Source organism: Kribbella sp. NPDC048915 (genome assembly GCF_040649595.1).
In the GTDB taxonomy this organism is placed as follows: Bacteria; Actinomycetota; Actinomycetes; order Propionibacteriales; family Kribbellaceae; genus Kribbella.
In genome coordinates this window covers 90,505-116,118 of record NZ_JBEZFT010000010.1, presented here as the reverse complement: position 1 = coordinate 116,118, position 25,614 = coordinate 90,505, and the positions used below count along the sequence as shown (strand labels likewise).

Sequence of the window (25,614 nt, the reverse complement as noted above, 5' to 3'; positions counted from 1 at the left end):
TCAGAGCTTGGCGCCGATCAGTTGGTAGATGTCGTCGTGCGCGCCGGGCAGGTCGTCGTGGCCGAAGTCGGGGTAGGTGCGGACGTCCTTCGGCGATGTGATCTTGTTGTACGCCGCGAACTGGGTGGACGGCGGGCAGATCTGGTCCTCGAGGCCGGTGAACAAGGTGACCTCGGCCCGGATCCGCGGCGCCAGATGCTGCACGTCGATGTAGCCGAGGGTCCTGAACACCTCGTCCTGACGCAGGTGCCGCGGGTCGCGCTTGCGGAACCAGATGACGATCTCGTCGTACGGCGCGGTGTCGAGGTTGAGGTCCCACGTCCGCTGGAAGTCGCACAGGAACGGGTACACGCTCGTCGTGTACTTGATCGTCGGTGTCAGCGCGGCCGCCACCAGCGACAGCCCCCCGCCCTGGCTCCAGCCCGTCGTCGCGATCCGGCTCGCGTCGACCTCGGGCAAACCGCCGATGAGGTCGGCCAGTCGCCGCGTGTCCAGGTAGACGTGCTTGTAGAGCAGCCCGTCCGGGCCGTCGTCCAGCCCGTGCACCAAGTGGTTGTGCAACGAGAAGCTGTTCGGCTCCTGTGACGCCGTACGGAACCCGACCTGCTCCCGCACGTCCAGCGCCGCGACCGTGAATCCGCGTGCCGCATACGGCAGCAGGTCGACCCACTTCGGCTGCTCACCGCCGTACCCGTGGAACACCAGCACGGCCGGGCCGGTCGGCTCTGCGGGCCGGATCACCTTGGCGTGCACGCGGTACCCGCCGGTGCCGGTGAAGTACAGGTGCTGGGCGGTCGCGGTGGTCAGCGGGAAGTCGGTCGCGTCGACGAACTCGGACTCGGCCGGCACCTCGTCGAGTGACAGCAACGCCTTGTCCCAGAACTCGTCGAAGTCGTCGGGCCGCGGGTTGGTGCCTTGGTACGTCAGGAGTTCGTCGTACGACAGGTCGAAGGAGAGCACCGGATCATTCTGCGCTGCCGTTGTCGTCCGGGGCAGTCCCGTCCCAGATCGTGTACCCGTGGACGGCGTTCAGCTTGTCCCGCAGCGCGGTCTCCAGTTCGGTCGCCCGGCCCGGCGCGAGCCACGAGATCGGCACCAGCACCGGCTGATCCGGGTACTTGGTGCGCAGCACGACCGCCTCGCCGTGCGTGGTCTCGACCCGGCCGACCTCGGTGATGTCGGTCCACGGAGTGCGGACGCCGCGGACCTCCAGCTCCCGGTCCCGCAGCCGCGCGACCAGCGGCGGGCGGGCCAGGATCCACAGCCCGGCCAGCACGATCAGCCCGCCGAGCGTGCCGAACACCGACACCACGGCACCCGGCAGCCCGAGCGCCCAGACCACCGCGGCCACTCCGAGAATGATCAGCCCGGCGGCCAGGATCCCGAGGAACCGCCCCGCCCGCATCCGGTACGTCGTCCGCATCGTCCCAGGATCTCATCCGGCCGGGGCGCGCGGATCAGAACGGGTCGGTCTCGGTCTCCGTGGTGTTGCCGGCGATGGATCGCAGCGTCAGCGACCAGATGTACCCGCCGTCCAGGCGGCGCTCGAGCTTGGCGTACGAGCAGTCGTCGGTGAACCGGTGGTTCTTCTCGTCCCAGTTCGTCCCGGACTTGTAGTAGACCCAGTAGTCGCCGCGGATCCCGCTCAGCGTGGCCGACTTGTTCGCGCGGACGTACATCGAGGCCATCGGTTTGCGCGGGCTGCTCGAGGTGACCACGATCACGATGTCGTCGCCAGAGTTCGTCACCCGCAGCGTCCCGGAGCCGCGCGGCCCGGACCGCTGGAACACGTCGCCGTTGCTGCCACGGCCGCCGATCACCGCCGGCTTGGCCGGTTGCGCGGGCACCGCCAGCGCGCCGAACTTCACCCCGCGGCCGATCGACTTCTGCACGTCCTGCGCCAGCCCGGCGAACGCGGACCGGACGCCGGTCTTCGCCTCGTACAGCCGGACGTCGGGCGCCTTCGGCAGACCGCAACCGGTCTTGGTCTCACCGGCCTTGGCCAGTTGCGTACTCACGTCGCCCGCGTAGGCGTCGAACGCGTCGAGGACCTGGGGATGAGCCGACACCAGCCCGCGCGGCGGCGTGATCTTCGCGAGCTCGGTCCGCTCGAGAACGACGGCCGCGGCGAGCTGGGCGCGGGCGGCGTCGAAGGCCGGGATGGTCCGCGCGTTCATCACGCGCAGGGCGTACGGCTTGAGAACCTTCTCGACGTTGGTCAGCGCTCGCTGGTACATCGGCACCGACAGCGCGACGGGACTCGGCTTGGGCTTCGGCTTGGGTGCGGTCGAGGAAGGTGGTGGTGCTGCGCTGGACGCGGTCGCGCGGGACGCCGCGGGGCCGTCCGCATCGTCCGGCTCGCCGCTGCAACCGGCGCAGGCCAGAACGGCGAGTGCGGCCGCGACCGCCAAGGAAGGCCTCACAGTCACCCCCAGGTGTGACCAGTTTCATCGCGGTCCAATACTTCCCTGCGAGGGGTTCACCGAACCCCCGTCGGCGGCCTGGGGCAGTTGTGGGTCAGTTGTTGCCGGTCTGCTTGGGGTTGTAGGCGCAGGCGTCGGCGAGGTTCTGCTCCTCGCCCGGGGTGGGCGTGCTCTTCGGCGACGTCGACGTGTTCGGCCGCTTGGTCGTCGTACTCGAGGTCGGCGACTTGGTCGGGGAATTGGTCGACGGGTCGGTCGGCTTCTTGCTCGGCGCCTTCCCGGGCTTCGGGGCGAGCGCCTTCTGGACGATCTCGCGCATCGCCTCGTAGTTCGGGTTCTTGCCGCTGGGGAAGTTCTTGCTCTTGTCCAGGTCGATGTTGCTGACCTTGGCACCCTTCACCTTGAGGCCGAGTTGCGTGAACGCGGGCAGGATGTCGAGCGGGATGTCGGTGCGCAGCAGTTCCTTGCCGGCGTTGGCGATCTGCTGGTACGACGTCACCAGGGTCTGCGGGTTGGCGCTGTTCACCAGGGCGTGGATCGTGCAGCGCTGCCGCTCCTGCCGGGACGGGTCGCTGAGGCCGTAGCGGCCGCGGGCGAACCACAGCGCGTGGTAGCCGTCGAGCTTCTGGTTCGGGCCGGGCTCGATGTAGCCGCTGGGCTTCTTCTCGCTGTTCGACCCGGGGCCGGCGCCGTAGTCGCCACCGATCGGCACCCGGTAGTTGACGTTGACGGTGATGCCGCCGAGCGCGTCGATCATCTGCCGGAAGCCGGCCAGGTTGACCTGCATGTAGTAGTCGATCTTCAGGCCGAGCGCGGCGCCGACGGCCAGCTTGACCACGTCCGCGCCCTCGTTGTCGGTCTGTCCGAGGATGCCCGGGTGCGCCTTCGGGACGTTCTCGTACATCGCGTCGAGGTAGTACTCGGGCTGTTCGACGTTGCCCTGCTTCGGGTCCCAGAAACCGTCCGGGTAGGCCTCGTGCAGCGGCGAGTCCTTCGGGAACGGCATCCGCATCCAGTTCCGGCTGAGCGAGATCAGCGCGGTGTCACCGGTCTTGGTGTCGATGCTGGCCACGATCACGGTATCGGTGCGGACACCGGTCCGGCCGACGCCGTCGTCGGCGCCGAGCAGCAGCAGGTTCAGCCGGGGGGTGTTCGCCCACGGGTCCTTGGCGTTGTCGACCTTCGGCCGGGTCGCGCTCTTGGAGTTGCCCTCGCTCTGGAACACGCTGCCGACCAGGTCGCGCTGCGCCATCACGGTCTGGGCCGCAACAGTCGTCGGTACGGCGATCGCGAAGCAGAGCAGCCCGACGACCATCGATCCGGCGAGCCGGCCGGTGTAGGTCATGCTGACCGGGCGGAGCAGTTTGTGCGACGCGACCACGGTCCAGATCCAGCCGATGCCGAGCAGCACGACGGCGCCGGTCGCGATCAGCAGTTGGCGCGGGGAGACAGCGAGCGCGAGCACGGAGTCCCGCTGGGTGAGTCCGACGTACGCAGCGATCACCAGCAGACCGATGCTGAGCGTCAGGACGAAGGCGCCCAGCTTCTTGCGCCCGCCCATCATCAGCCCCGACCCGGGGACCAGTGCGCTCAGCAGTGTCAGCCCGATCGCCTTCGATGCCGTCCGGGCGCGGTGCGTACGAGCCCGGGACCGGACGGCCCGGGGCGCCGCCCTGCGACCGGCTGCGCGAGTGCTCCGCGACATGGCTCCGTTCCCTGATCGACGACGTGACGACCCCTCCGCCGGCCACACGCAGCGGCCCACGGTACTTCAGACGCCCACGCCCGCACTTTGGTTGACGTGAAGCAGACGACCCCCGTCGATGCTCGCCAGCGTACACAGCCCCAGGTCAACACCCCCGAACAGTCCGCCCCACCCCACCCCAAATCCACACCCTGAGACAACACGCGGTCCCGAGACCGGCCCGGCCCGTTCCCTCCCACGGAACAAAGGCGAGTCCTGTCCCACCAGCGGAAACGACTCGAAGCCCAAGCAATTCACGAACAGGCGACTCGCAAGGCCGAGGCAACCATGCGCCCAGCCCGGCGTGGGGGGTCCGGGGGGCGAAGCCCCGCCGGGCGGCGTCCGGGGGTTGCACCCCCGGAAACACCCGGAGCTCCCAAGTCTGCGCTTTCTGCAGACAGGGAGCTCCCAGGAGCGGAGGCGGCGGGATTTGAACCCGCGAGAGGGGGTTACCCTCAACCCGCTTAGCAGGCGGGCGCCATCGACCGGACTAGGCGACGCCTCCTCCGACGTTCCCCGGGTGGGGACACGACGACGGCCAAGACTATCCGGTCGACCCGGGCGGCGGCAAAAGCGGGGTCGGGAAGTCAGCGTCCGGTCGCGTCCGCGATCCGCTCGACCGTCCGCGGCGTCATCGGCTCCGGCGAGATGATCAGGTGTTCCACGCCGAGCTTCTGGTACGCCGAGACCGCCTGAGCCAACTCGCCGACGACGATCCCCGACGGGCTCGGATCTGCCACGGACTGATCAGGATCGCGCACGACGATGCCCGCGGTGGCACTCACCGACCCGGCCGGCTTCCCCGCGGTCTCCACGGCTTGGCGCAACGTTTCCAGCCGCTCCTCGACCTTCAGATCCGGTGCGCCGTACCACGCGGTGTTCCAGGCGTCGGCCCACTGCGCGATCAGTTGCATCATCCGCGGCCGGTGCCCGGCGACGAGCAGCGGGATCCGGTGCGGCGGCGCGGGATCGAGGTTGGCGTCGCGAACGGTGTAATACGTGCCGTCGTAGGTCACCGTCTCGCCGCGGATCAGTCGCGCGACGATCTCGAGCCATTCGGCGAAGCGCCCGACCCGGTGGTCGGTCGGCAGCCCGAATGCCTCGTACTCCGGGTCGTGCCAGCCGGCGCCGACGCCGAGCGTGAGCCGCCCGCCGGAGACCTCGTCGAGGGTCGCGGCCATCTTCGCGGTCAGGCCCGGATCACGGAACGATGCGCAGAGCACCATGTTGCCGAGCTCGACCCGCGACGTGACCGCGGCGACCGCGCTGAGCAGTGTCCAGCTCTCGTGCATCCCGTAGACCTGCCCCCGCGGGTCCCGGTAGAGGAAGTGATCGGCCAGCCAGACGGAGTCCAGGCCGTTTCGTTCGGTCGCCTCGGCGACGGCCCGGACGTCCTTCCAACCGGGCATGCCGCCACCCGGTCCGTCCCCGGCTCCGAGCGGAAGCATCACACCGATCTTCGTGTCGACGGTTCGCATGTGCTCAACGTACGTGGATCATGGGCGCTATGAGGAGGCCGTACCCGGACCGGGCGGCCGCGGGCCGCGCACTGGCCGAGGAGTTGCCGAACGAGTTGTCCGGCGAGCTGCGATCGGCCGGCGGTACCGCTCTGGTCCTCGGGCTGGCGCGCGGCGGCGTACCTGTCGCGGGCCCGGTGGCGGACGCCCTGGACGCGGATCTCGACGTGCTGATCGTCCGCAAACTCGGTCTGCCCGGCCAGCCGGAGCTGGCGATGGGCGCGATCGCCGGTGTCGGCGACGAGTTGCAGCTGGTCCGCAACGAGCCGATCGCGGCGGAAGTCTCGCCGGCGACGCTGGACGCGGTACGGCGGGACGAGGAGCGCGAGCTACGCCGCCGGGAACACGCCTACCGCGGCGATCGGCCGCCGATCGACGTCCGGGACCGGGTGGTGGTCCTGGTCGACGACGGGCTCGCGACCGGCGCGACGATGCGCGCGGCGGTGGAGGCGGTACGGCGGAAGCAGCCGGCGCGGGTGATCGTCGCGGTGCCGGTGGGCGGCGTGGAGAGCTGCCGGCGGCTGTCGCGGGTGGCGGATCAGGTGGTGTGCGCGTGGATCCCGCAGTACTTCACCGCGGTCGGGCAGGCGTACCGGGACTTCTCACCGGTGACCGACGACGAGGTCCGGGCGGTGCTCGCGGAAAGGACAGCGCGACGCCCCGGCGGATGATCCGGGGCGCCGCGCTGCCGGTCCGGCCGCCGGCTTCCGATTCGGCGGCCGGCCGTTTCTCCGGCTGAGCCTTTTGAGGCCGGCTCAGCCGAGGCGGGCCTTGAGGTGGTCGAGTTCGACCTTGAGTTCGGTCGGGACGGTGTCGCCGAGTTTGGCGAACCACTCCTCGATCAGCGGGATCTCGGCCTTCCACTGCTCGGCGTCGACGTCGAGGGCGATCTGCAGGTCGTGCTCGGTCAGGTCGAGCCCGGTGACGTCGAGCGCACCTGGCGCCGGCACCCGGCCGATCGGCGTCTCGACCGCCTCCGCTGTGCCTTCGATCCGCTCGATGACCCACTTGAGCACGCGGCTGTTCTCACCGAAGCCCGGCCAGACGAACTTGCCGTTCTCGTCCTTGCGGAACCAGTTCACGTAGAAGATCCGCGGCAGTTGCGCGGCGTCGTGCTGCTTGCCGACGGTCAGCCAGTGGTCGAAGTACTGCCCGGCGTCGTACCCGAGGAACGGCAGCATCGCCATCGGGTCGCGCCGGACCACGCCGACCTCGCCGACGGCCGCGGCCGTCGTCTCCGAGGACAGCGTCGCGCCCATGAACACGCCGTGCGCCCAGTCCCGCGACTCGGTCACCAGCGGCACCGTGGTCGCGCGGCGGCCGCCGAAGATGATCGCGGAGATCGGCACGCCGTTCGGGTCGTCGTACTCGTCGGCGATGATCGGGCACTGCTTGATCGGCGTACAGAACCGGCTGTTCGGGTGGCTGGACAGCTCGCCCGAGTCCGGCGTCCATTCGCGGCCCTTCCAGTCGGTGAGGTGGTCCGGAGGGGTCGGCGAGTAGCCCTCCCACCAGACGTCGCCGTCGTCGGTGAGCGCGACGTTGGTGAAGACCGAGTTGCCCTTCTCGATGGTGCGCATCGCGTTCGGGTTGGTCTTCCAGCCGGTGCCCGGCGCGACGCCGAACAGGCCGAACTCCGGGTTCACGGCGTACAGCCGGCCGTCCTTCCCGAACCGCATCCAGGCGATGTCGTCGCCGAGTGTCTCGACCTCCCAGCCCTCCAGGGTCGGGTCGAGCATCGCCAGGTTGGTCTTGCCGCAGGCGCTCGGGAAGGCGGCCGCGATGTAGTGCACCTTCTTCTCGGGCGAGATCAGCTTGAGGATCAGCATGTGCTCGGCGAGCCAGCCCTCGTCACGCGCCATGACGCTCGCGATCCGCAGCGAGTAGCACTTCTTGCCGAGCAGCGAGTTGCCGCCGTACCCGGAGCCGTACGACCAGATCGTCCGCTCCTCCGGGAACTGGACGATGTACTTCTCGTCGTTGCACGGCCACGGCACGTCCTGCTGCCCCGGCTCGAGCGGCGCGCCGACCGAGTGCAGGCACGGCACGTACGGGGCGTCGGTGCCCATCTTCTCGAGCACTTCGGCGCCGGTGCGGCACATGATCCGCATCGAGGCGACGACGTACGCCGAGTCGGTGATCTCGACGCCGAACATCGGCTTCTCGGCGGTCAGCGGCCCCATGCAGAACGGGACGACGTACATCGTCCGGCCGCGCATGCTGCCGCGGTACAGCTCGGTCATCAGCGCCTTCATCTGCGCCGGGTCCATCCAGTTGTTGGTCGGACCCGCGTCCTTCTCCTGGACCGAGCAGATGAACGTGCGCTGCTCGACGCGCGCGACATCGGACGGGTCGGTGCGGACCCAGAACGAGTTCGGCTTCTTCTGGTCGTTCAGCCGGACCATCGTCCCGGCCGCGACCAGTTCGTCGGTGAGTTTCGCGTACTCGGCGTCGGATCCGTCGACCCAGTGGATCCGGTCCGGCGTCGTGAGCGCGGCGACCTCGGCCACCCAGGCCAGCAGGCCGGCGTGCTGCGTCGGGGCGCCGGTCAGGTCGTAGGTGTGGTCCTCGGCAGTGAGGGGGTCCGGGTTCTCGGCATGGGTCGGGCTGGCGGTGGTCGTCATTCGCGGCTCATTCCCTCTCGGCTGTCGGGTCCGGCGCCGCCCGTCCCCTCGACGCTGAGGGCGGTACGACGGCCGGCCGCCGGGGTCTCCGGCGGTGCGACACGGCTGGCTGGCGGTAGTGATGTCTCGCAGACCAGTGGTACCAGTGGATACATACCAGTGTGCAAGTGGTACTAACGTTAACCGACCCAGCCGGGGTCTGGGAACCGGTAGCATGTGAACCCGGTCACAAAGTTTCGGCGACAATCGCTTTCCGGTGCCGCTTGTGAAAAAGAGAAGGGCCCGCGCGGTTCGCGCGGGCCCTTCAGGAGATTTTTCGGCAGATCAACTGGTCTGCCGCCAGATGTCGTTCACGACCCGCTGGATGTCCGGCGCCTCGGCCGGCTGGCCGTGCACCATCGCGCCGACCAGCCACCACTGCCCGCCGCTGAAGAACGCGCGCGTCATCGTGATCGTGTACGGCGCCTTCGCCGACACCGTCAACCAAGTCCGGGAGTCCTTCGCGGTCGCGGGTCGCGGCGCCTTGAAGATCTTCGTCCACAGCTGGTCGAAGGCCGGCCGATCGGCGACGCACTGGGCCAGGCCGGCGCACGGGTGCAGCGCGATCTGCGCCCGCATCGAGTTCTTCAGGCCGCCCGGGGCGTAGTCGTTCTTGGTGGCGATCCGGCGCAGGATCACCTGCGACGACTCACCCAGGAATCCGACCTCCGGCGGCCGCGGCCAGCCCACGGCGAACGGCAGCTCGGCATTCGCGACCACCTGAACGTCGGCGTTGGCCGCGTACGACGCGCCGAAGACACCGGCCGACCCGTCGGGGCGCTTGTACGGCGCGGTCGTGACGCGCTCGATCGGCTGGAGCAGCACCGGCGAGGCGATCGGTTCCGGGCTCACAGCGGCGGGCGGCGCGGCCTCGGGCTCCTCCTGCTTCACGGCGCCGCCGATCGCGGTACCGATCGAGTACGCGATCGTGAACACGAGCACCACGACGACCGCGACGACGGCGTACACCCAGGCGCCGATCTTGTGGCGGTACTGGCGGGCGATCTCCAGCTTCGAGAGTTGCTGCTGCTGGGTTTCGGCTCTGTGTGGGTCGGGTTGGGGCGCTTGCGGTGGTTCGGGGTGGTCGGTGTACGTCGGGAGGTCGGCGTACGGCTGGGTTGGTTGCTGGGTGAGCTGCTGGGTGAGCTGCTGGGTGGGTTGCTGGGTGGGTTGCTGGGTGGGTTGCTGGGTGGGCTGCTGGCTGGGTTGCTGGGTGGGCTGCTGGCCGGTGCTTGGGCGCTGGGCGCTTTCGAGTGGGTTGTCTTCCTGCGGCGCGGTGCTGTGCGGCGGGGCGGCGTACGTGGGGATGCTTTGATGCCCGGCGTCGCCAGGGAGCAGCGTGGGCGGCGTCGCGCCGTACCCGATGAGCTGCGCGCGGACCGCCGCGAGCGACTCCTCATCGTTGCCGAGCACGCCGTCGAGCGGATCGACCAGGCGTTCGGCGCCGGTCCGGCCGTGGACGAGTTGCGTGATCGCGTACGGGCGCGGCGCGTTGAAGTTCACCGCCCAGAGCGCGGCGTCCGTCCGCCCGAGTTCGATCGCGGCGTCGCGGGCCAGCCGGTCGACGACGACTTCGTTGCGGGCGCCCTCGTCGCTGAGGACGAGCGCGATGACGTCGGTCCCGGTGAACGTGCGGCCGTGCCACAGCTCCGCGAGCGGGTGCAGCAGGATCCGCTGATCGAACTGGTAGCCCGGGATCTCCGGCGTACTGTTGCTCACTTGCTCTCCCAGATCGCTCGGTCCGCCAGCGCCAGCGCCGCCTGCTGCGCCGCGTCCGCCTCAACCGGGTTGGCCGAGTAGTCCACCTGAACGACGACGTCGGCGCGCTGCACCAGCGCGTGCACGCTCCAGGTGTCACCGGCGCGTCCACTCGAGGTCCGGCTGACCTTCGTCGGGTACGGGCGATCCCCCTCGTACGCCTTCATCGGCGACCGCTGGAACGTCCGGCTCGCCACCTGCGACGGCGTGAACGGCGCCTGCCCCGCACCGGCGTCCTTCCCGCCGTACGCCGTGATCGTCACCACCACCCGCGCCGACGTGTACGCCCGGACCTTCGCCCGCGCGACCCCCGCCGTACACGTGATCGTCGACGACCCGCCCTGCGCCATCAAGACCGGCCCATCCGATGCCTTCGGCAACAGGTTCGCCACGTCTCCGATCCGCTCACACAGATCCCCCGGCATCGCCCGCGCCGGCGCCAGATCCTCCGGCGTCACCGGCTCCCCGACCGCGTACCCGACCACACCCCCCACCAACGCAGCCACGCCACACCCGATCGCAGTCCCCCGCACCAGCCGACTACCCATACCGCGACCCTAACCACGCAAAGGTCCGAACCACCCCCCAACCCGCTGCCCGCGAACACCCCACGGAGCCCGCGAACACCCCACGGAGCCTGCGAACACCCCACGGAGCCTGCGAACACCCCACGGAGCCCGCGAACACCTCGCGGACCCCGTGAACCAGCTGTGGAGGCTGTGACCTGGCAACAGACCTGCGCACAAGCCGAGGTGGCCGTGAACAAGCTGTGGTGGCGGTGAACAAGCAATAACGTGTCCAAGCCCCCGACTACCGATCCGAACCCCCGACGACCGGTCCGAACCCCCGACGACCCGTCCGAACCCCCGCCTACCGATCCGAACCCCCGCCTACCGGTTCAAGCCCCCGGCTACCGGTTCGAACCCACGAGTTCCGGTAGAACCCCCGATACCTGACCGTGCGCCGTCGGCCCGGACACCGCCCGCGTCCCGTCCCGCGGCCCGCGGTTGCTGCCGCCTGTGGTGCCTGTGAACAAGCTGTGGTGGCTGTGAACAGGCAATAACGTGTCCAAACCCCCGACGACGGGTCCGAACCCCGGCTACTGGTTCGAACCTCCGAGTTCCGGTAGAGCCCCCGATACCTGATCGCGCGCCGCCGGCTCGGACACCGCCCGCGTCCCGTCCTGCGGCCCGCGGTTGCCGCCGCGTGTGGTGCCTGTGAACAAGCTGTGGTGCCTGTGAACAAGCAATAACGTGTCCAAACCCCCGACTGCCGGTCCGAACCCCCGCCTACCGGTCCAAGCCCCCGCCTACCGGTCCAAGCCCCCGGCTACTGGGTCGAACCCGCGAGTGCCGGTAGAACCCCCGATACCTGACCGTGCGCCGTCGGCCCGGACACCGCCCGCGTCCCGTCCCGCCGTCCGCGGTTGCCGCCGCATGTGGTGGCTGTGAACAGGCAATAACGTGTCCAAACCCCCGACAACCTGTCTAAACCCCCGTCACTTCATCCCGCGCCACCGGACCTGCACACCGTCCATCACCCGCCCGTCTCGCCCTGCCCGACCCCGGTGACCGGTACCACCTGCGGGGGCTGTGAACAGGCTGTGGGGGCTGTGGACAGGCTGTGGGGGCTGTGGACAGGCAATAACGTGTTCACGCCCCCGACCAACCGTCCAAACCCCGGGTGGCAGGAGGCTCGTACGCCGTTGGCCGGTGCGAAAAGGTGCATGGTGCGTACGGCGTGGTGCGTACGGCGTGGTGCGTGGGGCGTATGGCGTGGTGGTGCGAGGTGCTTCGCGGCGGCGTCGCGGGATACCGGAGATTCCTGCTGTGTCAGCTCAGTAAGGTTTTGACCGAGCCGCCGGACTCGGTCAGCTTCGTGCCGAGGCCGTTGAGCGCGTCGCCGACGGTGGCGAGGATGCCGGACAGGTCCTGCAGGTTCCCGGCGAGGCTCTCGAGCTCGGTCGCGACGCCGCCGATCTGTCCGCTTCCGGCGTTGAGCTTCTTCGCCGCCGCGTCGCCGATGCCGGGGATCTTGTCGAGCTCGCCCGCGAGCCCGGCGAGCATCCCGGCGGCGTCGTGCAGCCGGTCCTTGGCCGCATTCATCGTGCCGGCGCTCCCGGTCAGCGCCTTCCGCGCCCCGCCCTCGCCGTCGTCCCCGACGAGCGCACCGGCCGCCTTCGCTGCCTGCTCCCCGGCCTCCGCCAGCCCCGACCCGATCGTCTTGAGCAGCTCCGGCAGCTTCCCGATGAACCCGACCGCGCCATCCGGCAACTCCCGCACCAGCTCGAGCACCTTCTGGAAGTCGTCCGAGTTCTCCATCACGAACCCGACCGCCTTCTTCACGTCCCCCAGATCCCGCCCACCCAGCAAGTCCTCAATTCCCATGCCGCGGATCGTAGAGCCCCGACCCGCACCACCCCAGCACGCCGCACCGAACACCGAGCCACTCCGCCGCTCGCCCGCTCCCGCCCGCATCACGCCGCAACCACGCATCGCCCCGGTTCCACCCCGCCGCCAACGCCCCGCTCCCGAACTCGGCCGGAAGCCAAGCCCTCGGACCCGGCCTTGAACTCGGCCTGGACCCCACCCCAAACTCTGCCCGGATCCAACCTCCAACGCGGCCACGAACAGACCCGAACCTGGCGCGGATCCGCTCCAACCCCGCCCTCCCGGACCCGATTGGCTTCCACCCGCCACCTCCATGTATCGTTACTCGACGTTGTCCAGCGCTCGTAGCTCAACGGATAGAGCATCTGACTACGGATCAGAAGGTTGGGGGTTCGAATCCCTCCGAGCGCGCAAACTTGAAGGCCCAGGCAGAGCTTCTCTGACCTGGGCTTTTGTGTGTTCGGGGGTGTGCCTGTGAGGGAGGCTGGAACTGCGACCCTCGACTGGTGGCTGCGAACACGGGTCAGTGACTCTCACCGCATCGCCTCCAGCAGAGCTGTGCGGACGGGTACGTGGACTGGCGGAGGAAGTTCGTCGACGCCGAACCATCCGATGTCGTCGTGTTCTTCGGGGGCGACGTTCGTCGGCGACCCCTCCCACTCGCGCACCAGCCAGGCACTGAGGACCGCCGGCGCGTCAGCGGGCCGTACGGTCAGCCGGCACAAATGAGAGGCCGACCCCGGTGCTACCTGCACACCCAGTTCTTCGTGCAGTTCGCGTACCAACGCCTCCAGTTCTGATTCACCGGGTTCCATGACTCCACCGGGCAGATCCCACACGTTCGGGTACGCCCGCTTGTCTACCCTCCGATGCGCCAGCAGGACTCGACCGTCACGAACCAGCGCCCCGAGAACGACCTTGTACATCCCGGCATCAAAGCACCCGCATCCGACAAGACTCGCGCTTTCCTCAAAGAGCTAGGGACGGGGAAGTGCCCCTCGCCGGTGGAGCCGTCGGCTGGAGTCCGGCGGAGTTCACGTCCCAGCACTCCCAGGCGAACGTACGGCGATTGCGCTCCAACGTGATCAGAGCGGTCTGGACCTCGTCGCCGTACTGGAAGACGCCGACGTCCCACTCCGCAGATCGCCCGGGCGCCCCCGCCTTGAGTGCGCTCAACCTGTCGTCTCGTACCTGGTCAGGACGGCGCCGCCGGGGAACGTCCGCGTCTCGACCAGGTTGAGCCGTACCCAGCTGTCCAGGGCGGTGAAGAACGGCAAGCCGCCGCCCACCAGGACCGGATGCGTGACGATCTCGTAGTCGTCCACCAGCCCGGCCCGCAGCGCCGTCGCGGCGAGTGTTGCGCCGCCGATCCGCAGTGGCGCGCCGTCGCCGGCCTTGAGCCGGGTGATCTCCGCGACGGCGTCGCCGGACACCAGACGGGCGTTCCGGTCGACCTTGTCGGTCGTCGAGGAGAACACAACTTTCGGCGTATCCCGCCAGTTCCGCGCGGACGCGCAGCAGGACGCCTGGGCGACCGTCGCCGCCGCCGTCCACAGCCGCCCGGGAGCGCGGATCTTCACCCAACTGTGGCACGTGGGCCGGATTTCGCACCCGCTGATCGCCGGCGACCAGCCGCTCGGGCCGTCCCCGGTCGGGTCACCGACCGCGCGGCTGTGGTACCTCGATCCGATCGGTCGCGAGCCGCTGCACCTGCCCGCTGCGGTGCCTCGGGAGATGACGGCGGCCGACATCACGGACGTCCTGGCCGACTACCGCCGCGCCGCTCGCCGGGCCGTCGACGCGGGGACGGACGGTGTCGAGATCCACGCCGCGAACGGCTACCTGCCCGATCAGTTCCTGCGGTCCACGACCAATCACCGCACGGACGGGTACGGCGGCTCACCGTCGGCCAGAGCACGATTCGTCACGGAGTTGGCGGCCGTGGTGGCCGGAGAGGTGGGACCCGACCGGGTGGGGCTGCGGCTGTCGCCAGATGTCGACTACGGCGACACCGACGATCCGGAGATCTGCGAGACGACGCTCCTTGCCGCTCGCGCGGCGGATGCCCTCGGCATCGCGTACCTCCACCTGGTCGAGTCCAACAACTCCAACTACCTCGCGGCAGGCCGGAGCACCGCCGTCGTCGACGACGCCTTCCGGGTCGCCTTACGGACAGCCTTCCGCGGCGGCATCATCGTCGCCAGCGACTACGACCGCCGGCGTGCGGACGTCGTCCTCGCCGCCGGGCTTGCCGACGCGGTCGCCTTCGGCCGCCCGTACATCGCCAACCCGGATCTGGTCGAGCGGCTCCGCAACGGCTGGCCACTGGCCGAGAGCGAGCGCGCCACCTGGTACGGCGGGGACGAACGCGGGTTCACCGACTACCCACCGTACGTCCCGGCCGAGCACGGGAGCGGGAGTTGACCGCCGACGCCGTGAGTGAGGCGGCTGACGACCTGCCCGTCATCGTCACAGCGCTGACGTGGGAGGGGCATGGCCTGGTATCGGTCACTCTCACCTCCCCCGACGATGCTGTGCTCCCCGCGTGGACCGCAGGCGCCCACATCGACCTGGTACTCCCCAACGGCATGCGACGTCAGTACTCGTTGTGCGGCTCGCCCGGTGATCGCCGTACGTACCAGGTGACGGTCGACCGGGTCCAGGACACGCGAGGTGGGTCCGAGTACGTTCACCTCTTCCTGCGTCCCGGTCAGCGCGTGCGGGTCGGCCGCCCGCGCAACCACTTCGCCTTGAGCCACACGGAATCGGCGTGGCTGTTCCTCGCCGGCGGCGTGGGCATCACCCCCTTCCTGCCCCTTGTCGAGGAAGCGTCCGGCACCGCGACCCCCTGGCGGTTGCACTACGTCGGCCGCGCTCGCGATCGGATGGCCCATCTGCGCGGGCTGGAGCGCCTCGGCAAGGCGCTCGGCGCCGATCAAGAGATCCACGTCCACGACACCTCTGTTGCTCCGCGCCCGACGGTGGATCAGCTCATTGCGGAGCTGCCGTCCGGTGCCGGCATCTACGCGTGCGGTCCGCAGAGCCTGCTCGACGATTGTGAGACGAGCTGCGCCCGTCGACCTGACCTCGTGTTCCATGCCGAGCGATTCCGGCCACGCGATCTCGAGTTGCCGGATCCCCAGCCGTTCACGCTGGTCGCCCAGCGGAGTGCGTTGACGGTGTCCGTCCCTTCGGACCGCAGCGCCCTGCAGATGCTCGAGCAGCGCGGTGTGCGCGTGCCGTCGGGCTGCCGCACGGGCCTGTGCGGCGCCTGCCAGGTGACTGTGCTGGCGGGTGAGATCGAGCACCGCGACGATGTCCTGACCGCAGGGCAACGTGCCGGTGGACGCGTGATGCTGCCGTGCGTGAGCCGCTCGGCAGGTGGGGAGTTGGTGCTCGATGTCTGATCCCGGGACTCGGGTTCACCCCGACGTACGAGCTGCGGCGGAGCAACCGGTGCAACGACACCGGTACCGGCGGCTCGACGCTGCGGGGATCGACGCGGCGTTCCCGCCGGCGGAGGAGGCCGCGAGGAACAAGAAGCGGCCGGACGTGGGCCTCGTCGCACATCGCTTCATCGCGCACTCGCCCTTTGTGGTGCTGGCGACCGTGTCGGCCGACGGAGCAGACTCCTCGCCCCGGGGAGACGAGCCCGGTTTCGTTCGAGTCCTCGACTCGCGGCTGCTCGCGGTGCCCGACCGTTCCGGCAACAACCTCGCCGACTCCTTCCGCAACGTCGTCCGCGATCCCCGGGTCGGGATGCTGTTCTTCGTACCCGGGCTCACCGAGACCCTGCGGGTGAACGGGTACGGATTCGTCACCGACGACCCCGAAGTGCTGTGCCGGTTCGAAGCCGGGACCCGACCGGTCCGTCTCGCGCTCGTCGTGCAGGTCGAGGAGGTCTTCTTCCACTGCGGAAAGGCCGTCATCCGTTCGTCGTTGTGGGAGCCGGACCTGGACTCAGCGTACGCCGTTGCTCCCGGCACCAATGTGTTCACGATGGACAACATCGAGCGACCGGACCAGACGCTGTCGCCGGTCGAGATCCAGCGGTTGCTGGCGGAGGGGTACCAGCAAGATCTCTGACCGCATCGTGCATCGGCCCAGCTGTCTGGTCGTACGAGCGGCGCCTGACCGGCTGGGTCAGGGACGGCCTGCTACGCCACGCACGACATCGACGACCCGGAGTACGCCCGCGCCGGCGTCCCGGCGGTAGGCGACCGCGAGTGGGACCTCGACGGCGGCGGTGAGAGGCACGTACACGACGCCCTCGAGCCGCAGCGCGCGGACCGACTCCGGCACCAGCCCCACTCCCAGCCCGGCTGCGACGAAGACCACCAGGGTGCCGGTTTCACCGACCTCGAGCAGCTCCGGCACGAACCCGGCGGCCCGGCATGCTTCGAGCACTCGGGGTTGCATCGTGGACCGGCGGCCGGAGGGATGGGTGATGATCACCTCGTCCGCCAGCCCGAGCAGGTCCACCGCCTTGTCCTGGGAACGTGGGTGCCCGCTGGGCAGCACCACGACCAGCGGCTCGCGACGCAACTCCTGCACCACCAGGTCGTCGCGGTGAAGATCGATGCCGTCCACCGGACCCGGCCGGAGCAGCGCAACATCGAGGTCGCCGTCACGGAGCCGGTCGAGGAGCGCGGGCCCGAGCAACTCGCCGTGCAGCTCCAGTTCGAGGTCGGGGAGCTCAGCGCGGACGCGTTGCGCCACCTGGGGTAACACGTCGTACGTCGCAGTCCCGACGAAGCCGACCCGCACCCGGCCCGCTCGGCCCTGTGCCAGCAGATCGAGGTCGGCCACGGTTCGACCGGTCGCCGCCAGGATCTCCCGGGCTCGGCCCAGCAGCAGCCGGCCGGCCTCGGTGAGCTCGACACGCCGCGTCGACCTGTCCAGCAAAGTGGTGCCGATCTGCCGCTCGAGGACTTTCAGCTGCTGGGACAGGGCGGGCTGAGCGATGTGCAGGCGTGCGGCGGCGCGCCCGAAGTGCCGCTCCTCGGCGAGAGCGACGAACGACCGGAGGTGGCGTAGCTCCACGGGATGAGTTTATGCCTTCTGCTTATCAATGCGGGGCGAAGAAGTATTGGATGTGATCAAGCTGGCTACCCTAGGGTCGAATCCGTGACCGAATCCTTCCTGTATGCGGCAGCGCGCACGCCGTTCGGCCGCTTCGGCGGTGCGCTGGCGACGGTGCGACCTGACGACCTGGCTGCCACGGTCCTGACCGGCTTGCTCTCGAAGGTGCCCGACCTCGATGCCGCTGCGGTGGACGAAGTGGTGTGGGGCTGCGCCAACCAAGCCGGAGAGGACAACCGCAACGTCGGCCGGATGGCCGTGCTGCTGTCCGGACTGCCCACATCGATCCCGGCGACCACGGTCAACCGGCTGTGCGGCTCGTCGCTGGACGCGGCCATGCTGGGGTCCCGTGCGATCGAGACCGGCGACGCCGAGGTCGTGGCCGTCGGCGGCGTGGAGTCGATGAGCCGGGCGCCCTGGGTGCTGCCCAAGCCCGAACGCGCTTTCCCGCCGGGGGACGTCGTGGCCGTCTCGACGACCCTGGGGTGGCGCCTGGTCAACGACCGGATGCGCGCGGAGTGGGCGGTTTCGCTGGGAGAGTGCAACGAACAGCTTCGGGAGCGGTTCGGCATTTCGCGCGAGCGTCAGGACCACTTCGCCGCCCGCTCGCACCAGCGGGCGGCGCAGGCCTGGGCCGACGGCTTCTACGACGACCTCGTGGTCCCGCTCGACGGCGTGGACCTCCCGCGCGACGAGAGCATCCGGGACGAATCGACCCCCGAGAAGCTGGCGGGTCTCAAGCCGTCCTTCCGCCCGGACGGGACCATCACCGCCGGCAACGCCAGCCCGCTCAACGACGGAGCATCCGCCGTACTGCTCGGATCCGCCGCTGCCGCGGACCGCATCGGCCGGGACCCGCTCGCTCGGATCGCGGGCCGCGGCGCCTGCGCCCTGGATCCACGGGACTTCGGCTTCGCTCCGGTCGAGGCGGCGAACAGCGCGCTGCGACGCGCCGGGATCGGCTGGGGCGAGGTGGGCGCGGTAGAGCTCAACGAGGCGTTCGCAGTCCAGGCGCTGGCCTGCGTCGACGCCTGGCTGGACGAGGGGCTGAGCGACGCGGAGCTGGTCAACGCCAAGGGCGGCGCCATCGCTGTCGGGCACCCGTTGGGAGCCTCGGGTGGTCGCCTGCTGGGCACGCTCGCTGCCCGCCTGCGTGCGAGCGGTGAACGCTGGGGCGTGGCCGCGATCTGCATCGGGGTGGGGCAGGCGCTCGCCGTTGTGCTGGAGAATGCCGGCACCGGGTCGGCCGCATGAGCGCGCGGGTCTGCGGCTCCTACGACGAGGCCGTCGCCGACACCCCCGATGGCGCGACCGTGCTGGTCGGCGGGTTCGGGACGGCCGGCTCGCCGGTCGAGCTCATCGATGCTCTGATCCGGCAGGGGGCCACTGGTCTGACGGTGGTGTCCAACAACGCCGGCAACGGTGATACCGGCCTGGCGGCGCTGCTCGCGGCCGGCCGGGTACGCAAGATGATCTGTTCCTTTCCCCGGCAGGCCGACTCATGGGTCTTCGACGGCCTCTACCGTGCCGGTGACCTCGAACTCGAACTCGTTGCCCAGGGCAATCTCGCGGAGCGGATCCGTGCAGCCGGGGCGGGCATCGGCGCCTTTTACTCCCCGACCGGCGTCGGAACGATTCTGGCCGAGGCAAGGAGACCCGTGAGATCGATGGTCGCACCTACGTCCTGGAGCACCCGATCCGCGGAGACGTCGCGCTCGTCAAGGCACACCTTGCCGACCGGCTCGGTAACACCGTCTACCGGAAGACCGCGCGCAACTTCGGCCCGGTGATGGCCACCGCCGCGACGACGGTCGTGGTGCAGATCGACCGTGTCGTGGGTGTCGGCGAGCTCGACCCGGAGTGGGTGGTGACTCCGGCGATCTACGTCGATCGCATCGTGCCCGCCGACCTGCGCAGCGAGGAGGCAGCCCGATGACCAGTACCCCTCGGGGTAAGGACGAGGTGGCCGCGGCGGTCGCGCGCGACATCGTTGCCGAGCACCCGGACGGTGCGTACGTGAACCTCGGCATCGGTCAGCCGACCTCGGTGGCGGACCACTTGTCCAGCGGATCCGGTGCTGTGCTGCACACCGAGAACGGCATGCTCAACATGGGGCCTACTGCTCGTCCGGACGAGGTTGACCTCGACCTCGTCAACGCCGGCAAGATGCCGGTCACCGAGCTGCCCGGCTCGTCGTACTTCGATTCCGCTGCGTCGTTCGCCATGATGCGCGGCGGCCACCTCGACATCTGCGTCCTCGGCGCCTTCCAGGTCTCCGCCACCGGGGACCTCGCCAACTGGCACACCGGCGCAGCAGACGCCATCCCTGCCGTGGGCGGCGCCATGGATCTCGCGCTGGGCGCCAAGCGGGTCTGGGTCGTGATGACCCTGCTCGACAAACAAGGCCGTCCCAAGCTGGTCCCGGAGTGCACCTACCCGCTGACCGGAGTCGGTTGCATCGACCGCGTGTACACCGACCTGGCCACCTTCGACATCACCGCCGACGGCGTCCGAATGCGCGACCTGCACGGCACCACCTCCGCTGCGCTCGCCCAACTACTCGGCGCTGTCCCGCTCCGGGACTGAAGCCGGGCACGGCCGACTGCTCGGGGGTTCCGCGCCCGTCAGAGCTCCACCTGGCCCGGCGGTGCGGCGGCGTGCCGGGGCAGTCGCGGAACTGGGCTCGCCAGCGCGGCGACCTCGGCCAGGTACTTGCGCGGGATCTCGGCGCGGGCCTCCAGCTCGAGTGGGTCGGCGTACGGGATCAGGCGGAGCCAGGAGACGAGACGGTGGACGCCTACCAGACATTCGGTGGTCTCGAGGTCGTGGCGCAGTACGCGCGGATCGGCGTCGAGACGGTCGCTCCAGATCTCGACGTACGCGTCGTACAGTTCGCGGCGATCCTCGACGGACAGCGGCGCGCGGGTCCACTCGACGACCGAGTCGAGGAAGCCGTGCAGCGTGACGAACGGGTGGGCCCAGAGCGCGTTGCCGAAGTCGAAGAACCGCGGGCGGAGTACGCCGGTGGAACGGTCGGCGAAGATGTTCGCGGGGTAGACGTCGTTGATCTCGAGGTCGAGCGGTACGGCGTCGCCGAGGGTTGCGGTCTGCTGATCGAGTACGTCGGCGGCTCGCCTGACGCGCGCCAGTACGGCGGGATCGTGGTGCAGCGGGTGTGCTTTCGGAAACGTCGCCCATTCGTTGAGCACGGCACGTACGCGATCGCCCGCGGAGGTTGGCGGCAGCACGATCAGACCGTCGTGGTCGGTTGGAGTGACGCGGCCGAGCAGCGAGCACTGCAGGCGGGCGAGTGCGCGGACGACGGTACGGCGCGTGGGTCGGTCGGCGACGTCGGCGTGCGTGAGGGTCGGGCCTTGGTCGTCGGTCAACAGCCGGCTGCGTTCGCGGTCGACGGCGAGCGGCACGATCACGTCGTCCGGCGCGAGGCTCGCGAGCGTTGTGGCGAGGGCGGCCTCGTGGCGGTGGCCGGGGTTGTTCTCCTTCAACCACACGAGACCTTCGACCGTGACGTACGAGCGCACGACGGACCAGAAACGCGGGCGGTACGTCACGGGTACGCCACTGACGTGGCGGCCGTGCTCCGCCAACCGCTCAGCGACCCACGCGTCGACCTCCTGTGTCCACTCGGGCGAAAGCCAGTGGCCTACCCACTGTCCTTCGGCGTCCGGGCCCAGCGGCCGGGCGGGCGGTGGATAGTGAGGCATCGCCCGACGTTAACGCCGCCACCGACAAACGACCGCTACCGCCGTGCGATGCGCTTCGGGTTAGCGGATGGCCGTCAGTAGGTAGGTAGCTGGGATGCGAGTGGCGGTGCCGGCGAGGCCGTCGTACATGTCCGGTACCGGGAACTCCTGGAAGGAATTGAGCGTCAGGCCGGCCGCGAGTACGGCGCTGATGAGATTGCCGATGCTCCACACGAAGCTTTGGTGCGGGATGTCCGGCGTGCCGATGGTCCTGGTGATTTGGGGTGCCTTCAGCGGGTCGGCGTAGCCCTGGCGGTCCGGGGTGAAGTAGTCGCCGGTGATGCGCAGACGGTCCTCGTCCGCGACGGTCAGGACCTCCCAGAGTGGGTGGTGTTCGCTGACGATCAGCTTTCCGCCAGGGTTGAGGCGGTCGGCGACCAGGCGGGTCCAGGCGTCGAGGTCGGGGACCCAGCACAGCCCGCCCCACGAGATGAAGATCAGGTCGTAGCCGGTGAGGTCCTCGGACAGGCTCATCATGTCCTGCTCGCGGAAATCCACTGTCAGATCAAGCTTTTCCGCCTTCGCTCGGCCCGTGGCGAGATGGCTGGGGGCGAGGTCGACGGCGGTGACGTCGGCGCCCAGTCGCGCGAAGACCAGGGCCTCGTCGCCGACCGAGCAGGCCAGTTGCAGTACGCGGCGGCCGCGGATGTCACCGATGGCGGCACGTTCGTGCTCGTTGAGTACGTTCCGGCCAGTTTCCAGGACCTCGATCGGCTCGCCCGGGCGCGCCGGGGCGAGGGCCTCCCAGTACTGCCGGTTGTTCTGGACGACGCCGGGCGGGTCCGGCTCGATGTAGTCGGGTTCGGGGTCGACGACGAATCGGACGGCGTCGATCGTCGTCGCTCCGCTGATCCAGGCCTTCGAGATCCGGTGCCCGCCGTCCATCAGCCTGCCGTCCGCCGAGAGGATCACCGGAAAGCTGAGGTCGGCCTTCTGGATAAGGGCGGCGTGCCGGGCAACCATCCGGCAGGTGACCGCCGCGCCCCCGAACCAGCAGTCCTCGTCGAACGCCTTGATCGAGTCGATCGGTACTGATTCGACCGGGAGCCCCTCCGCCAACTCCCAGAGGCGCTCGGTCAGGTAGACGGCTCGACCGCCGGGGACAGGGCGTGTGTGTCGCTCGACCATCGCCCCATCATTGCGGCTGCCGGCCTGCATCGCCTGCCCTTTATCCCGGTGGATGCGGACGCCCAGGTATGCAGAAGTCCGGTTTCAGGGCACGGAAACCGCTCGCCGGACTACTTCTGCATACCTGGACGTCCGCAGCTCGGTGGATGGTCATCACGAGTTCGCGAGATCGCCTCAGCCATGCTTGAGGGTGGCGGGTGTGGAGCACATCAACGGTGGATTGTGGCGGAGCTCAAGGTCGAGCGCGGGTGACCGCGGAGGAATGGGTCGCGGCGCAAATGAGGTGACCGAGGCGGGGGGCGCGTTTAGGGTGGGCGGATGGCTTCGGTGAAACAGTTCCAGGTGACTTTCGACTGTGCGGATCCTGAGCGCGTGGCGCGGTTCTGGTGCGAGGTGCTCGGATACGTCGTACCGCCGCCGCCTCCGGGGTTCGCGTCGTGGGACGAGTTCAACAAGTCGTTGCCGCCCGAGGACCAAGGATCCGCGTTCGCGTGTGTCGATCCCGAGGGCGTCGGGCCGCGGTTGTTCTTCCAGCGAGTACCCGAGGGCAAGGTCGTGAAGAACCGGGTGCATCTCGACGTCCGGGTCGGGACCGGGTTGCGCGGCGATGAGCGGCTCAAGGCGCTCGAGGCCGAGTGCGTCCGGCTGGAGGCGCTCGGGGCCAAGCGTGGGCAGCTACTGATCGCGGACGGCGTGAACGAGTCGTGCCAGAACATGCAAGATGTCGAGGGCAACGAATTCTGCCTCGATTGACGGCGCGCCGGCCGCTGCTACCCCGGGCGTACGGGCATCCAGAGGAGGGCTGCTGATGAGCGGCTCGCGAGATCCGGGCGTCGGCGAAGAGGTTCTGACCGGTGGGAACGTTGCGGACCGGGTGGTGCGGGTCGGCGCGACCGTGCGGAAGCCGGCGCTGGAACACACCGCCGGGGTCGAGGCCGTGCTGGAACACCTGGCGGCAGCGCAGTTCGACGGGGCACCGCGGACGTTGGGGCGGGACGAGCAGGACCGCCACGTGCTCGAGTACATCCCCGGTGTGCTGGCCGACACGCTGCCGCCGTTCGAACTCGACGACCTGCGCCGCGTCGGACGGATGATCCGCCGACTCCACGACGCGATGGAGGACTTCGAACCGCCACCGAACGCCACCTGGAACCCTGCCGTCCCGGACCCGGCCGGTGGGGAACTGATCTGTCACGGTGACCTGGCTCCGTGGAACCTGGTGTGCAACGACGAGCGCTGGGTCTTCATCGACTGGGACAACGCGAGCCCGACCACGCGGCTGTGGGACCTCGGGTACGCCGCACAATCGTTCGTACAGCTCTATGCGGGCGGCGACCCTGCGGTGGACGCTGCGCGGCTGCGCGCGTTCGTGGACGCGTACGGTCTTGATGCCGACCAGCGCCGCGCTTTCCCCGCGATCGTCGCCGACCGCACTCGCGGCGTCTATGAACTCATCGTCCACGGCCACCGAACCGGCGAACAACCCTGGGCCACCCACTACGCCGAAGGCCACGCCGACGTCTGGGGCCCCGCCGCCGACTACATCGCCGAACACCACAACACCTGGCTCGCGGCTCTGCTCTGACCTCCGCCCGGCGTAACGCCTCGTGCCCAACGATCGATTGAGTGGGTAGGGGGTGGGGGAGATGGTTGTACTGCGCACCTTGATTGCGGCGATGTTCATCGTGGGTGGGTTGGGGAAGACCGTCACCGCGGTGCATCAGGGGCAACTGTTCGATCTGGTCGTCGCCGTGGCGCTGTTCGCGGTCGCGCTCGCCGTGTGGCCGCACAAACCCCAGAGCGTCTAGCCGCCGCATGTGCCCCGGCGCGTGGCGATCGCTGAGGTCTGGGTTACTTCTCGCCGGAGAAGCGTTCCCAGGCTGATTGGCGGGTGATGCCCAGGGCTTCGCCGATGCGGGACCAGGTGACGGAGCGGGCGCGGAGGCGGCGGGCTCGGTCTTGGACGGCGGCTTCCACCTGGTCGCGGGACCTGTCGAGGCGGGCCAGGTCGGCGAGCAGTTCCTCGTCGGTCTTCCCGTCCAGCGGTGGGAAGGACAACGCCTTGTCGTCGAACACCTGCACACACAGGTCGACGCACTCGTTGCAGATGTACACGCCCGGGCCGGCGATCATCTGGTCGACCTCGTCGGTCGACTTCCCGCAGAACGAGCACTGCAGCACATTTCCGGACATGACACCCTCCACAGTTGTCAGGGCCACCCTGACAGGTTTGTCAGGCTAGCCCTGACAAAGTGGAAGCGTCAATGGGTGGCAGGATGTGCGGGGTGTTCGTCAGGTATCAGAGTCCGGTGCCGGATCGGCGCGGGCGGCGGATCGGGGTTTTCGGGCTGGTCAACATGCTGGCCCAGCGCGGGATGCTGAGCGCGCGGGAGGAAGCGTTCCGGCGGACGACGAACGATTGGTACGACGCGGCGTACACAAATCCGTCGGACGTCGATCCCACCGTGTACGCTGAGAACCCGACCGCGGCGGCGTGGTTCAAACCGGCGGCGGCGTACTTGGAGGAGCCCATCTCGGGGTACCTGGCGATTCTCGCGGCGCACAATCTGCCGTGTGAGCGGTACGAGTCGGCCGTGCCCGGGCGGGTGCTGTACGAGGATGCGCACCAGGTGGTCGTCGTACCCGACGCGACGGACGACGCCGTCACCGCGATGATGTGGCTCCCACCCAAACCGCGGTAGGCACCGTGCCGAGGCGCGCGGGAACCGGTGGATCACTTACCGTGAGGGCATGGGGTTCGCGGGCAAGGGGAGCAAGGGGGAGTCGTTTCTTGCGGTTGTGGTCGGAGGTGGGGCGGCGTTCGGGCTGGTCGTGATCACGTCGCGTGCGTGGAAGGCGTGTCAGGTCGACGTCGCCGGCAGCGTGCCGAACGGGATGACGTTGCTGTTCCTCGGGCTGCCGATCGCGCTGATCGTCAATTTGGTGCTGTTCACGATCGTCTTCCGGTACGCGGGGAAAGCTTTCTTGTTCTCGCTGGTGGCCGCCGCCATCGCGATCGCGATCGCCGACCTCGCGCTGTTCTCGTGGCAGGGCACCCCGGCCGCCTCACCAGGTATCTGCCCCGGCAACGTCCCGCCGTGGTGGCCTGCCTGGATCCCCACCTGAGCCCGCCAGAAGCAAGGCC

Annotated in this window: 24 protein-coding genes, 2 tRNA genes and 3 pseudogenes; 13 read left to right on the top strand and 16 right to left on the bottom strand. The window is 69.2% G+C overall.

The window, feature by feature from the left end; all coding sequences use genetic code 11:
* The 6 genes from AB0B82_RS08540 to AB0B82_RS08515 all read right to left on the bottom strand — a co-directional run bounded on the left by AB0B82_RS08540 (nucleotide 1) and on the right by AB0B82_RS08515 (nucleotide 5,645).
* Entirely contained in the window at nucleotides 1-960 is a 960-nt protein-coding gene (locus AB0B82_RS08540) for an alpha/beta fold hydrolase (RefSeq protein WP_360164112.1), read from the bottom strand.
* A 4-nt stretch (nucleotides 961-964) separates the two neighbouring features.
* Entirely contained in the window at nucleotides 965-1,423 is a 459-nt protein-coding gene (locus AB0B82_RS08535) for a hypothetical protein (protein ID WP_360164111.1), read from the bottom strand.
* A 34-nt stretch (nucleotides 1,424-1,457) separates the two neighbouring features.
* On the bottom strand, nucleotides 1,458-2,423 hold the full coding sequence (locus tag AB0B82_RS08530; protein ID WP_360164109.1) for a hypothetical protein: 966 nt from the start codon (nucleotides 2,421-2,423) through the stop codon (nucleotides 1,458-1,460).
* Between the two features lie 94 nt (nucleotides 2,424-2,517).
* Nucleotides 2,518-4,128, bottom strand: a complete 1,611-nt coding sequence (locus tag AB0B82_RS08525) for an LCP family protein (RefSeq protein WP_360164107.1) — start codon at nucleotides 4,126-4,128, stop codon at nucleotides 2,518-2,520.
* A gap of 454 nt (nucleotides 4,129-4,582) precedes the next feature.
* Nucleotides 4,583-4,672 (bottom strand) — tRNA-Ser (locus AB0B82_RS08520).
* A gap of 82 nt (nucleotides 4,673-4,754) precedes the next feature.
* On the bottom strand, nucleotides 4,755-5,645 hold the full coding sequence (locus tag AB0B82_RS08515; protein WP_360164105.1) for an LLM class flavin-dependent oxidoreductase: 891 nt from the start codon (nucleotides 5,643-5,645) through the stop codon (nucleotides 4,755-4,757).
* 29 nt (nucleotides 5,646-5,674) lie between these two features.
* Here AB0B82_RS08515 and AB0B82_RS08510 point away from each other — a divergent pair, with 29 nt between their 5' ends.
* Complete coding sequence (locus AB0B82_RS08510; protein ID WP_360164104.1) at nucleotides 5,675-6,355, top strand: phosphoribosyltransferase family protein; 681 nt, start codon at nucleotides 5,675-5,677, stop codon at nucleotides 6,353-6,355.
* A gap of 84 nt (nucleotides 6,356-6,439) precedes the next feature.
* Here the strand turns inward: AB0B82_RS08510 and AB0B82_RS08505 are convergent, their stop codons facing one another.
* The 4 genes from AB0B82_RS08505 to AB0B82_RS08490 all read right to left on the bottom strand — a co-directional run bounded on the left by AB0B82_RS08505 (nucleotide 6,440) and on the right by AB0B82_RS08490 (nucleotide 12,492).
* Complete coding sequence (locus AB0B82_RS08505; protein WP_360164102.1) at nucleotides 6,440-8,308, bottom strand: phosphoenolpyruvate carboxykinase (GTP); 1,869 nt, start codon at nucleotides 8,306-8,308, stop codon at nucleotides 6,440-6,442.
* Between the two features lie 324 nt (nucleotides 8,309-8,632).
* Complete coding sequence (locus AB0B82_RS08500; RefSeq protein ID WP_360164100.1) at nucleotides 8,633-10,066, bottom strand: hypothetical protein; 1,434 nt, start codon at nucleotides 10,064-10,066, stop codon at nucleotides 8,633-8,635.
* Nucleotides 10,063-10,653: a hypothetical protein gene (locus AB0B82_RS08495; RefSeq protein ID WP_360164098.1), complete on the bottom strand. Its 591-nt coding sequence runs from the start codon at nucleotides 10,651-10,653 to the stop codon at nucleotides 10,063-10,065. Before AB0B82_RS08495 ends, AB0B82_RS08500 begins: the two co-directional genes overlap by 4 nt.
* Nucleotides 10,654-11,937: 1,284 nt before the next feature.
* A complete protein-coding gene (locus AB0B82_RS08490) occupies nucleotides 11,938-12,492 on the bottom strand; it encodes a hypothetical protein (protein ID WP_360164096.1) in 555 nt (184 codons plus the stop codon).
* 341 nt (nucleotides 12,493-12,833) lie between these two features.
* On the opposite strand from AB0B82_RS08490, the gene AB0B82_RS08485 reads away from it, so the two are divergent.
* Nucleotides 12,834-12,906: transfer RNA gene (locus AB0B82_RS08485), tRNA-Arg, on the top strand.
* Nucleotides 12,907-13,028: 122 nt separating this feature from the next.
* Here AB0B82_RS08485 and AB0B82_RS08480 read toward each other — a convergent pair.
* The gene (locus tag AB0B82_RS08480) at nucleotides 13,029-13,421 is read right to left on the bottom strand and encodes an NUDIX domain-containing protein (RefSeq protein ID WP_360164094.1); all 393 of its coding nucleotides are present in this window, start codon (nucleotides 13,419-13,421) and stop codon (nucleotides 13,029-13,031) included.
* A 246-nt stretch (nucleotides 13,422-13,667) separates the two neighbouring features.
* Nucleotides 13,668-14,003, bottom strand: a pseudogene (locus tag AB0B82_RS08475) (dihydrofolate reductase family protein); the annotation flags it as partial.
* Between AB0B82_RS08475 and AB0B82_RS08470 the strand changes: the two are divergent.
* From AB0B82_RS08470 to AB0B82_RS08460, 3 genes are read left to right on the top strand one after another with little or no spacing between them, the layout of a single operon-like run.
* Nucleotides 13,900-14,919, top strand: a complete 1,020-nt coding sequence (locus AB0B82_RS08470) for an alkene reductase (protein WP_360164092.1) — start codon at nucleotides 13,900-13,902, stop codon at nucleotides 14,917-14,919. The pseudogene AB0B82_RS08475 and the gene AB0B82_RS08470 sit on opposite strands and share 104 nt — an antisense overlap.
* The gene (locus AB0B82_RS08465) at nucleotides 14,916-15,902 is read left to right on the top strand and encodes a PDR/VanB family oxidoreductase (RefSeq protein WP_360164090.1); all 987 of its coding nucleotides are present in this window, start codon (nucleotides 14,916-14,918) and stop codon (nucleotides 15,900-15,902) included. The genes AB0B82_RS08470 and AB0B82_RS08465 overlap by 4 nt, the downstream gene beginning before the upstream one ends.
* A gap of 49 nt (nucleotides 15,903-15,951) precedes the next feature.
* Entirely contained in the window at nucleotides 15,952-16,581 is a 630-nt protein-coding gene (locus AB0B82_RS08460; RefSeq protein ID WP_360164088.1) for an MSMEG_1061 family FMN-dependent PPOX-type flavoprotein, read from the top strand.
* 57 nt (nucleotides 16,582-16,638) lie between these two features.
* On the opposite strand, the gene AB0B82_RS08455 is transcribed toward AB0B82_RS08460, so the two are convergent.
* Nucleotides 16,639-17,538 carry a LysR substrate-binding domain-containing protein gene (locus AB0B82_RS08455; protein ID WP_360164086.1) on the bottom strand — a complete coding sequence of 300 codons (900 nt, stop codon included), beginning with the start codon at nucleotides 17,536-17,538 and terminating at the stop codon, nucleotides 16,639-16,641.
* Between the two features lie 84 nt (nucleotides 17,539-17,622).
* Between AB0B82_RS08455 and AB0B82_RS08450 the strand changes: the two genes are divergently transcribed.
* The 3 genes and pseudogenes from AB0B82_RS08450 to AB0B82_RS08440 all read left to right on the top strand — a co-directional run bounded on the left by AB0B82_RS08450 (nucleotide 17,623) and on the right by AB0B82_RS08440 (nucleotide 20,163).
* Nucleotides 17,623-18,831 carry a thiolase family protein gene (locus AB0B82_RS08450; protein ID WP_360164084.1) on the top strand — a complete coding sequence of 403 codons (1,209 nt, stop codon included), beginning with the start codon at nucleotides 17,623-17,625 and terminating at the stop codon, nucleotides 18,829-18,831.
* A pseudogene (locus AB0B82_RS08445) lies at nucleotides 18,828-19,513 on the top strand (3-oxoacid CoA-transferase subunit A). The gene AB0B82_RS08450 and the pseudogene AB0B82_RS08445 overlap by 4 nt, the downstream one beginning before the upstream one ends.
* Nucleotides 19,510-20,163, top strand: a complete 654-nt coding sequence (locus tag AB0B82_RS08440) for a 3-oxoacid CoA-transferase subunit B (RefSeq protein ID WP_360164082.1) — start codon at nucleotides 19,510-19,512, stop codon at nucleotides 20,161-20,163. Before AB0B82_RS08445 ends, AB0B82_RS08440 begins: the two are co-directional and overlap by 4 nt.
* Nucleotides 20,164-20,201: 38 nt before the next feature.
* Here the strand turns inward: AB0B82_RS08440 and AB0B82_RS08435 are convergent, their stop codons facing one another.
* Nucleotides 20,202-21,302, bottom strand: a complete 1,101-nt coding sequence (locus AB0B82_RS08435) for a hypothetical protein (protein ID WP_360164080.1) — start codon at nucleotides 21,300-21,302, stop codon at nucleotides 20,202-20,204.
* Nucleotides 21,303-21,362: 60 nt separating this feature from the next.
* Nucleotides 21,363-22,469, bottom strand: a complete 1,107-nt coding sequence (locus tag AB0B82_RS08430) for a class I SAM-dependent methyltransferase (protein WP_360164078.1) — start codon at nucleotides 22,467-22,469, stop codon at nucleotides 21,363-21,365.
* A gap of 318 nt (nucleotides 22,470-22,787) precedes the next feature.
* Between AB0B82_RS08430 and AB0B82_RS08425 the strand changes: the two genes are divergently transcribed.
* The 3 genes from AB0B82_RS08425 to AB0B82_RS08415 all read left to right on the top strand — a co-directional run bounded on the left by AB0B82_RS08425 (nucleotide 22,788) and on the right by AB0B82_RS08415 (nucleotide 24,277).
* Nucleotides 22,788-23,222: a VOC family protein gene (locus tag AB0B82_RS08425; RefSeq protein ID WP_360164076.1), complete on the top strand. Its 435-nt coding sequence runs from the start codon at nucleotides 22,788-22,790 to the stop codon at nucleotides 23,220-23,222.
* A 55-nt stretch (nucleotides 23,223-23,277) separates the two neighbouring features.
* The gene (locus AB0B82_RS08420) at nucleotides 23,278-24,054 is read left to right on the top strand and encodes a phosphotransferase (RefSeq protein ID WP_360164074.1); all 777 of its coding nucleotides are present in this window, start codon (nucleotides 23,278-23,280) and stop codon (nucleotides 24,052-24,054) included.
* Nucleotides 24,055-24,115: 61 nt separating this feature from the next.
* Nucleotides 24,116-24,277 carry a hypothetical protein gene (locus AB0B82_RS08415; protein ID WP_360164072.1) on the top strand — a complete coding sequence of 54 codons (162 nt, stop codon included), beginning with the start codon at nucleotides 24,116-24,118 and terminating at the stop codon, nucleotides 24,275-24,277.
* A 259-nt stretch (nucleotides 24,278-24,536) separates the two neighbouring features.
* On the opposite strand, the pseudogene AB0B82_RS08410 reads toward AB0B82_RS08415, so the two are convergent.
* Nucleotides 24,537-24,662: pseudogene (locus tag AB0B82_RS08410) on the bottom strand (ClpX C4-type zinc finger protein); the annotation flags it as partial.
* Nucleotides 24,663-24,754: 92 nt separating this feature from the next.
* On the opposite strand from AB0B82_RS08410, the gene AB0B82_RS08405 reads away from it, so the two are divergent.
* Both AB0B82_RS08405 and AB0B82_RS08400 read left to right on the top strand, forming a co-directional pair.
* Nucleotides 24,755-25,171: a hypothetical protein gene (locus tag AB0B82_RS08405; RefSeq protein WP_360164070.1), complete on the top strand. Its 417-nt coding sequence runs from the start codon at nucleotides 24,755-24,757 to the stop codon at nucleotides 25,169-25,171.
* 49 nt (nucleotides 25,172-25,220) lie between these two features.
* The gene (locus tag AB0B82_RS08400) at nucleotides 25,221-25,595 is read left to right on the top strand and encodes a hypothetical protein (protein ID WP_360164068.1); all 375 of its coding nucleotides are present in this window, start codon (nucleotides 25,221-25,223) and stop codon (nucleotides 25,593-25,595) included.
* The last annotated feature ends 19 nt before the right edge of the window (nucleotides 25,596-25,614 follow it).

Coding starts and splice junctions, on each gene's coding strand:
- AB0B82_RS08525 (WP_360164107.1), bottom strand. CDS start 4,128: ATGTCGCGGAGCACTCGCGCAGCCGGTCGCAGGGCGGCGCCCCGGGCC.
- AB0B82_RS08425 (WP_360164076.1), top strand. CDS start 22,788: ATGGCTTCGGTGAAACAGTTCCAGGTGACTTTCGACTGTGCGGATCCT.
- AB0B82_RS08415 (WP_360164072.1), top strand. CDS start 24,116: ATGGTTGTACTGCGCACCTTGATTGCGGCGATGTTCATCGTGGGTGGG.
- AB0B82_RS08480 (WP_360164094.1), bottom strand. CDS start 13,421: ATGTACAAGGTCGTTCTCGGGGCGCTGGTTCGTGACGGTCGAGTCCTG.
- AB0B82_RS08515 (WP_360164105.1), bottom strand. CDS start 5,645: ATGCGAACCGTCGACACGAAGATCGGTGTGATGCTTCCGCTCGGAGCC.
- AB0B82_RS08440 (WP_360164082.1), top strand. CDS start 19,510: ATGACCAGTACCCCTCGGGGTAAGGACGAGGTGGCCGCGGCGGTCGCG.
- AB0B82_RS08535 (WP_360164111.1), bottom strand. CDS start 1,423: ATGCGGACGACGTACCGGATGCGGGCGGGGCGGTTCCTCGGGATCCTG.
- AB0B82_RS08490 (WP_360164096.1), bottom strand. CDS start 12,492: ATGGGAATTGAGGACTTGCTGGGTGGGCGGGATCTGGGGGACGTGAAG.
- AB0B82_RS08430 (WP_360164078.1), bottom strand. CDS start 22,469: ATGGTCGAGCGACACACACGCCCTGTCCCCGGCGGTCGAGCCGTCTAC.
- AB0B82_RS08420 (WP_360164074.1), top strand. CDS start 23,278: ATGAGCGGCTCGCGAGATCCGGGCGTCGGCGAAGAGGTTCTGACCGGT.
- AB0B82_RS08400 (WP_360164068.1), top strand. CDS start 25,221: ATGGGGTTCGCGGGCAAGGGGAGCAAGGGGGAGTCGTTTCTTGCGGTT.
- AB0B82_RS08435 (WP_360164080.1), bottom strand. CDS start 21,302: ATGCCTCACTATCCACCGCCCGCCCGGCCGCTGGGCCCGGACGCCGAA.
- AB0B82_RS08510 (WP_360164104.1), top strand. CDS start 5,675: ATGAGGAGGCCGTACCCGGACCGGGCGGCCGCGGGCCGCGCACTGGCC.
- AB0B82_RS08505 (WP_360164102.1), bottom strand. CDS start 8,308: ATGACGACCACCGCCAGCCCGACCCATGCCGAGAACCCGGACCCCCTC.
- AB0B82_RS08495 (WP_360164098.1), bottom strand. CDS start 10,653: ATGGGTAGTCGGCTGGTGCGGGGGACTGCGATCGGGTGTGGCGTGGCT.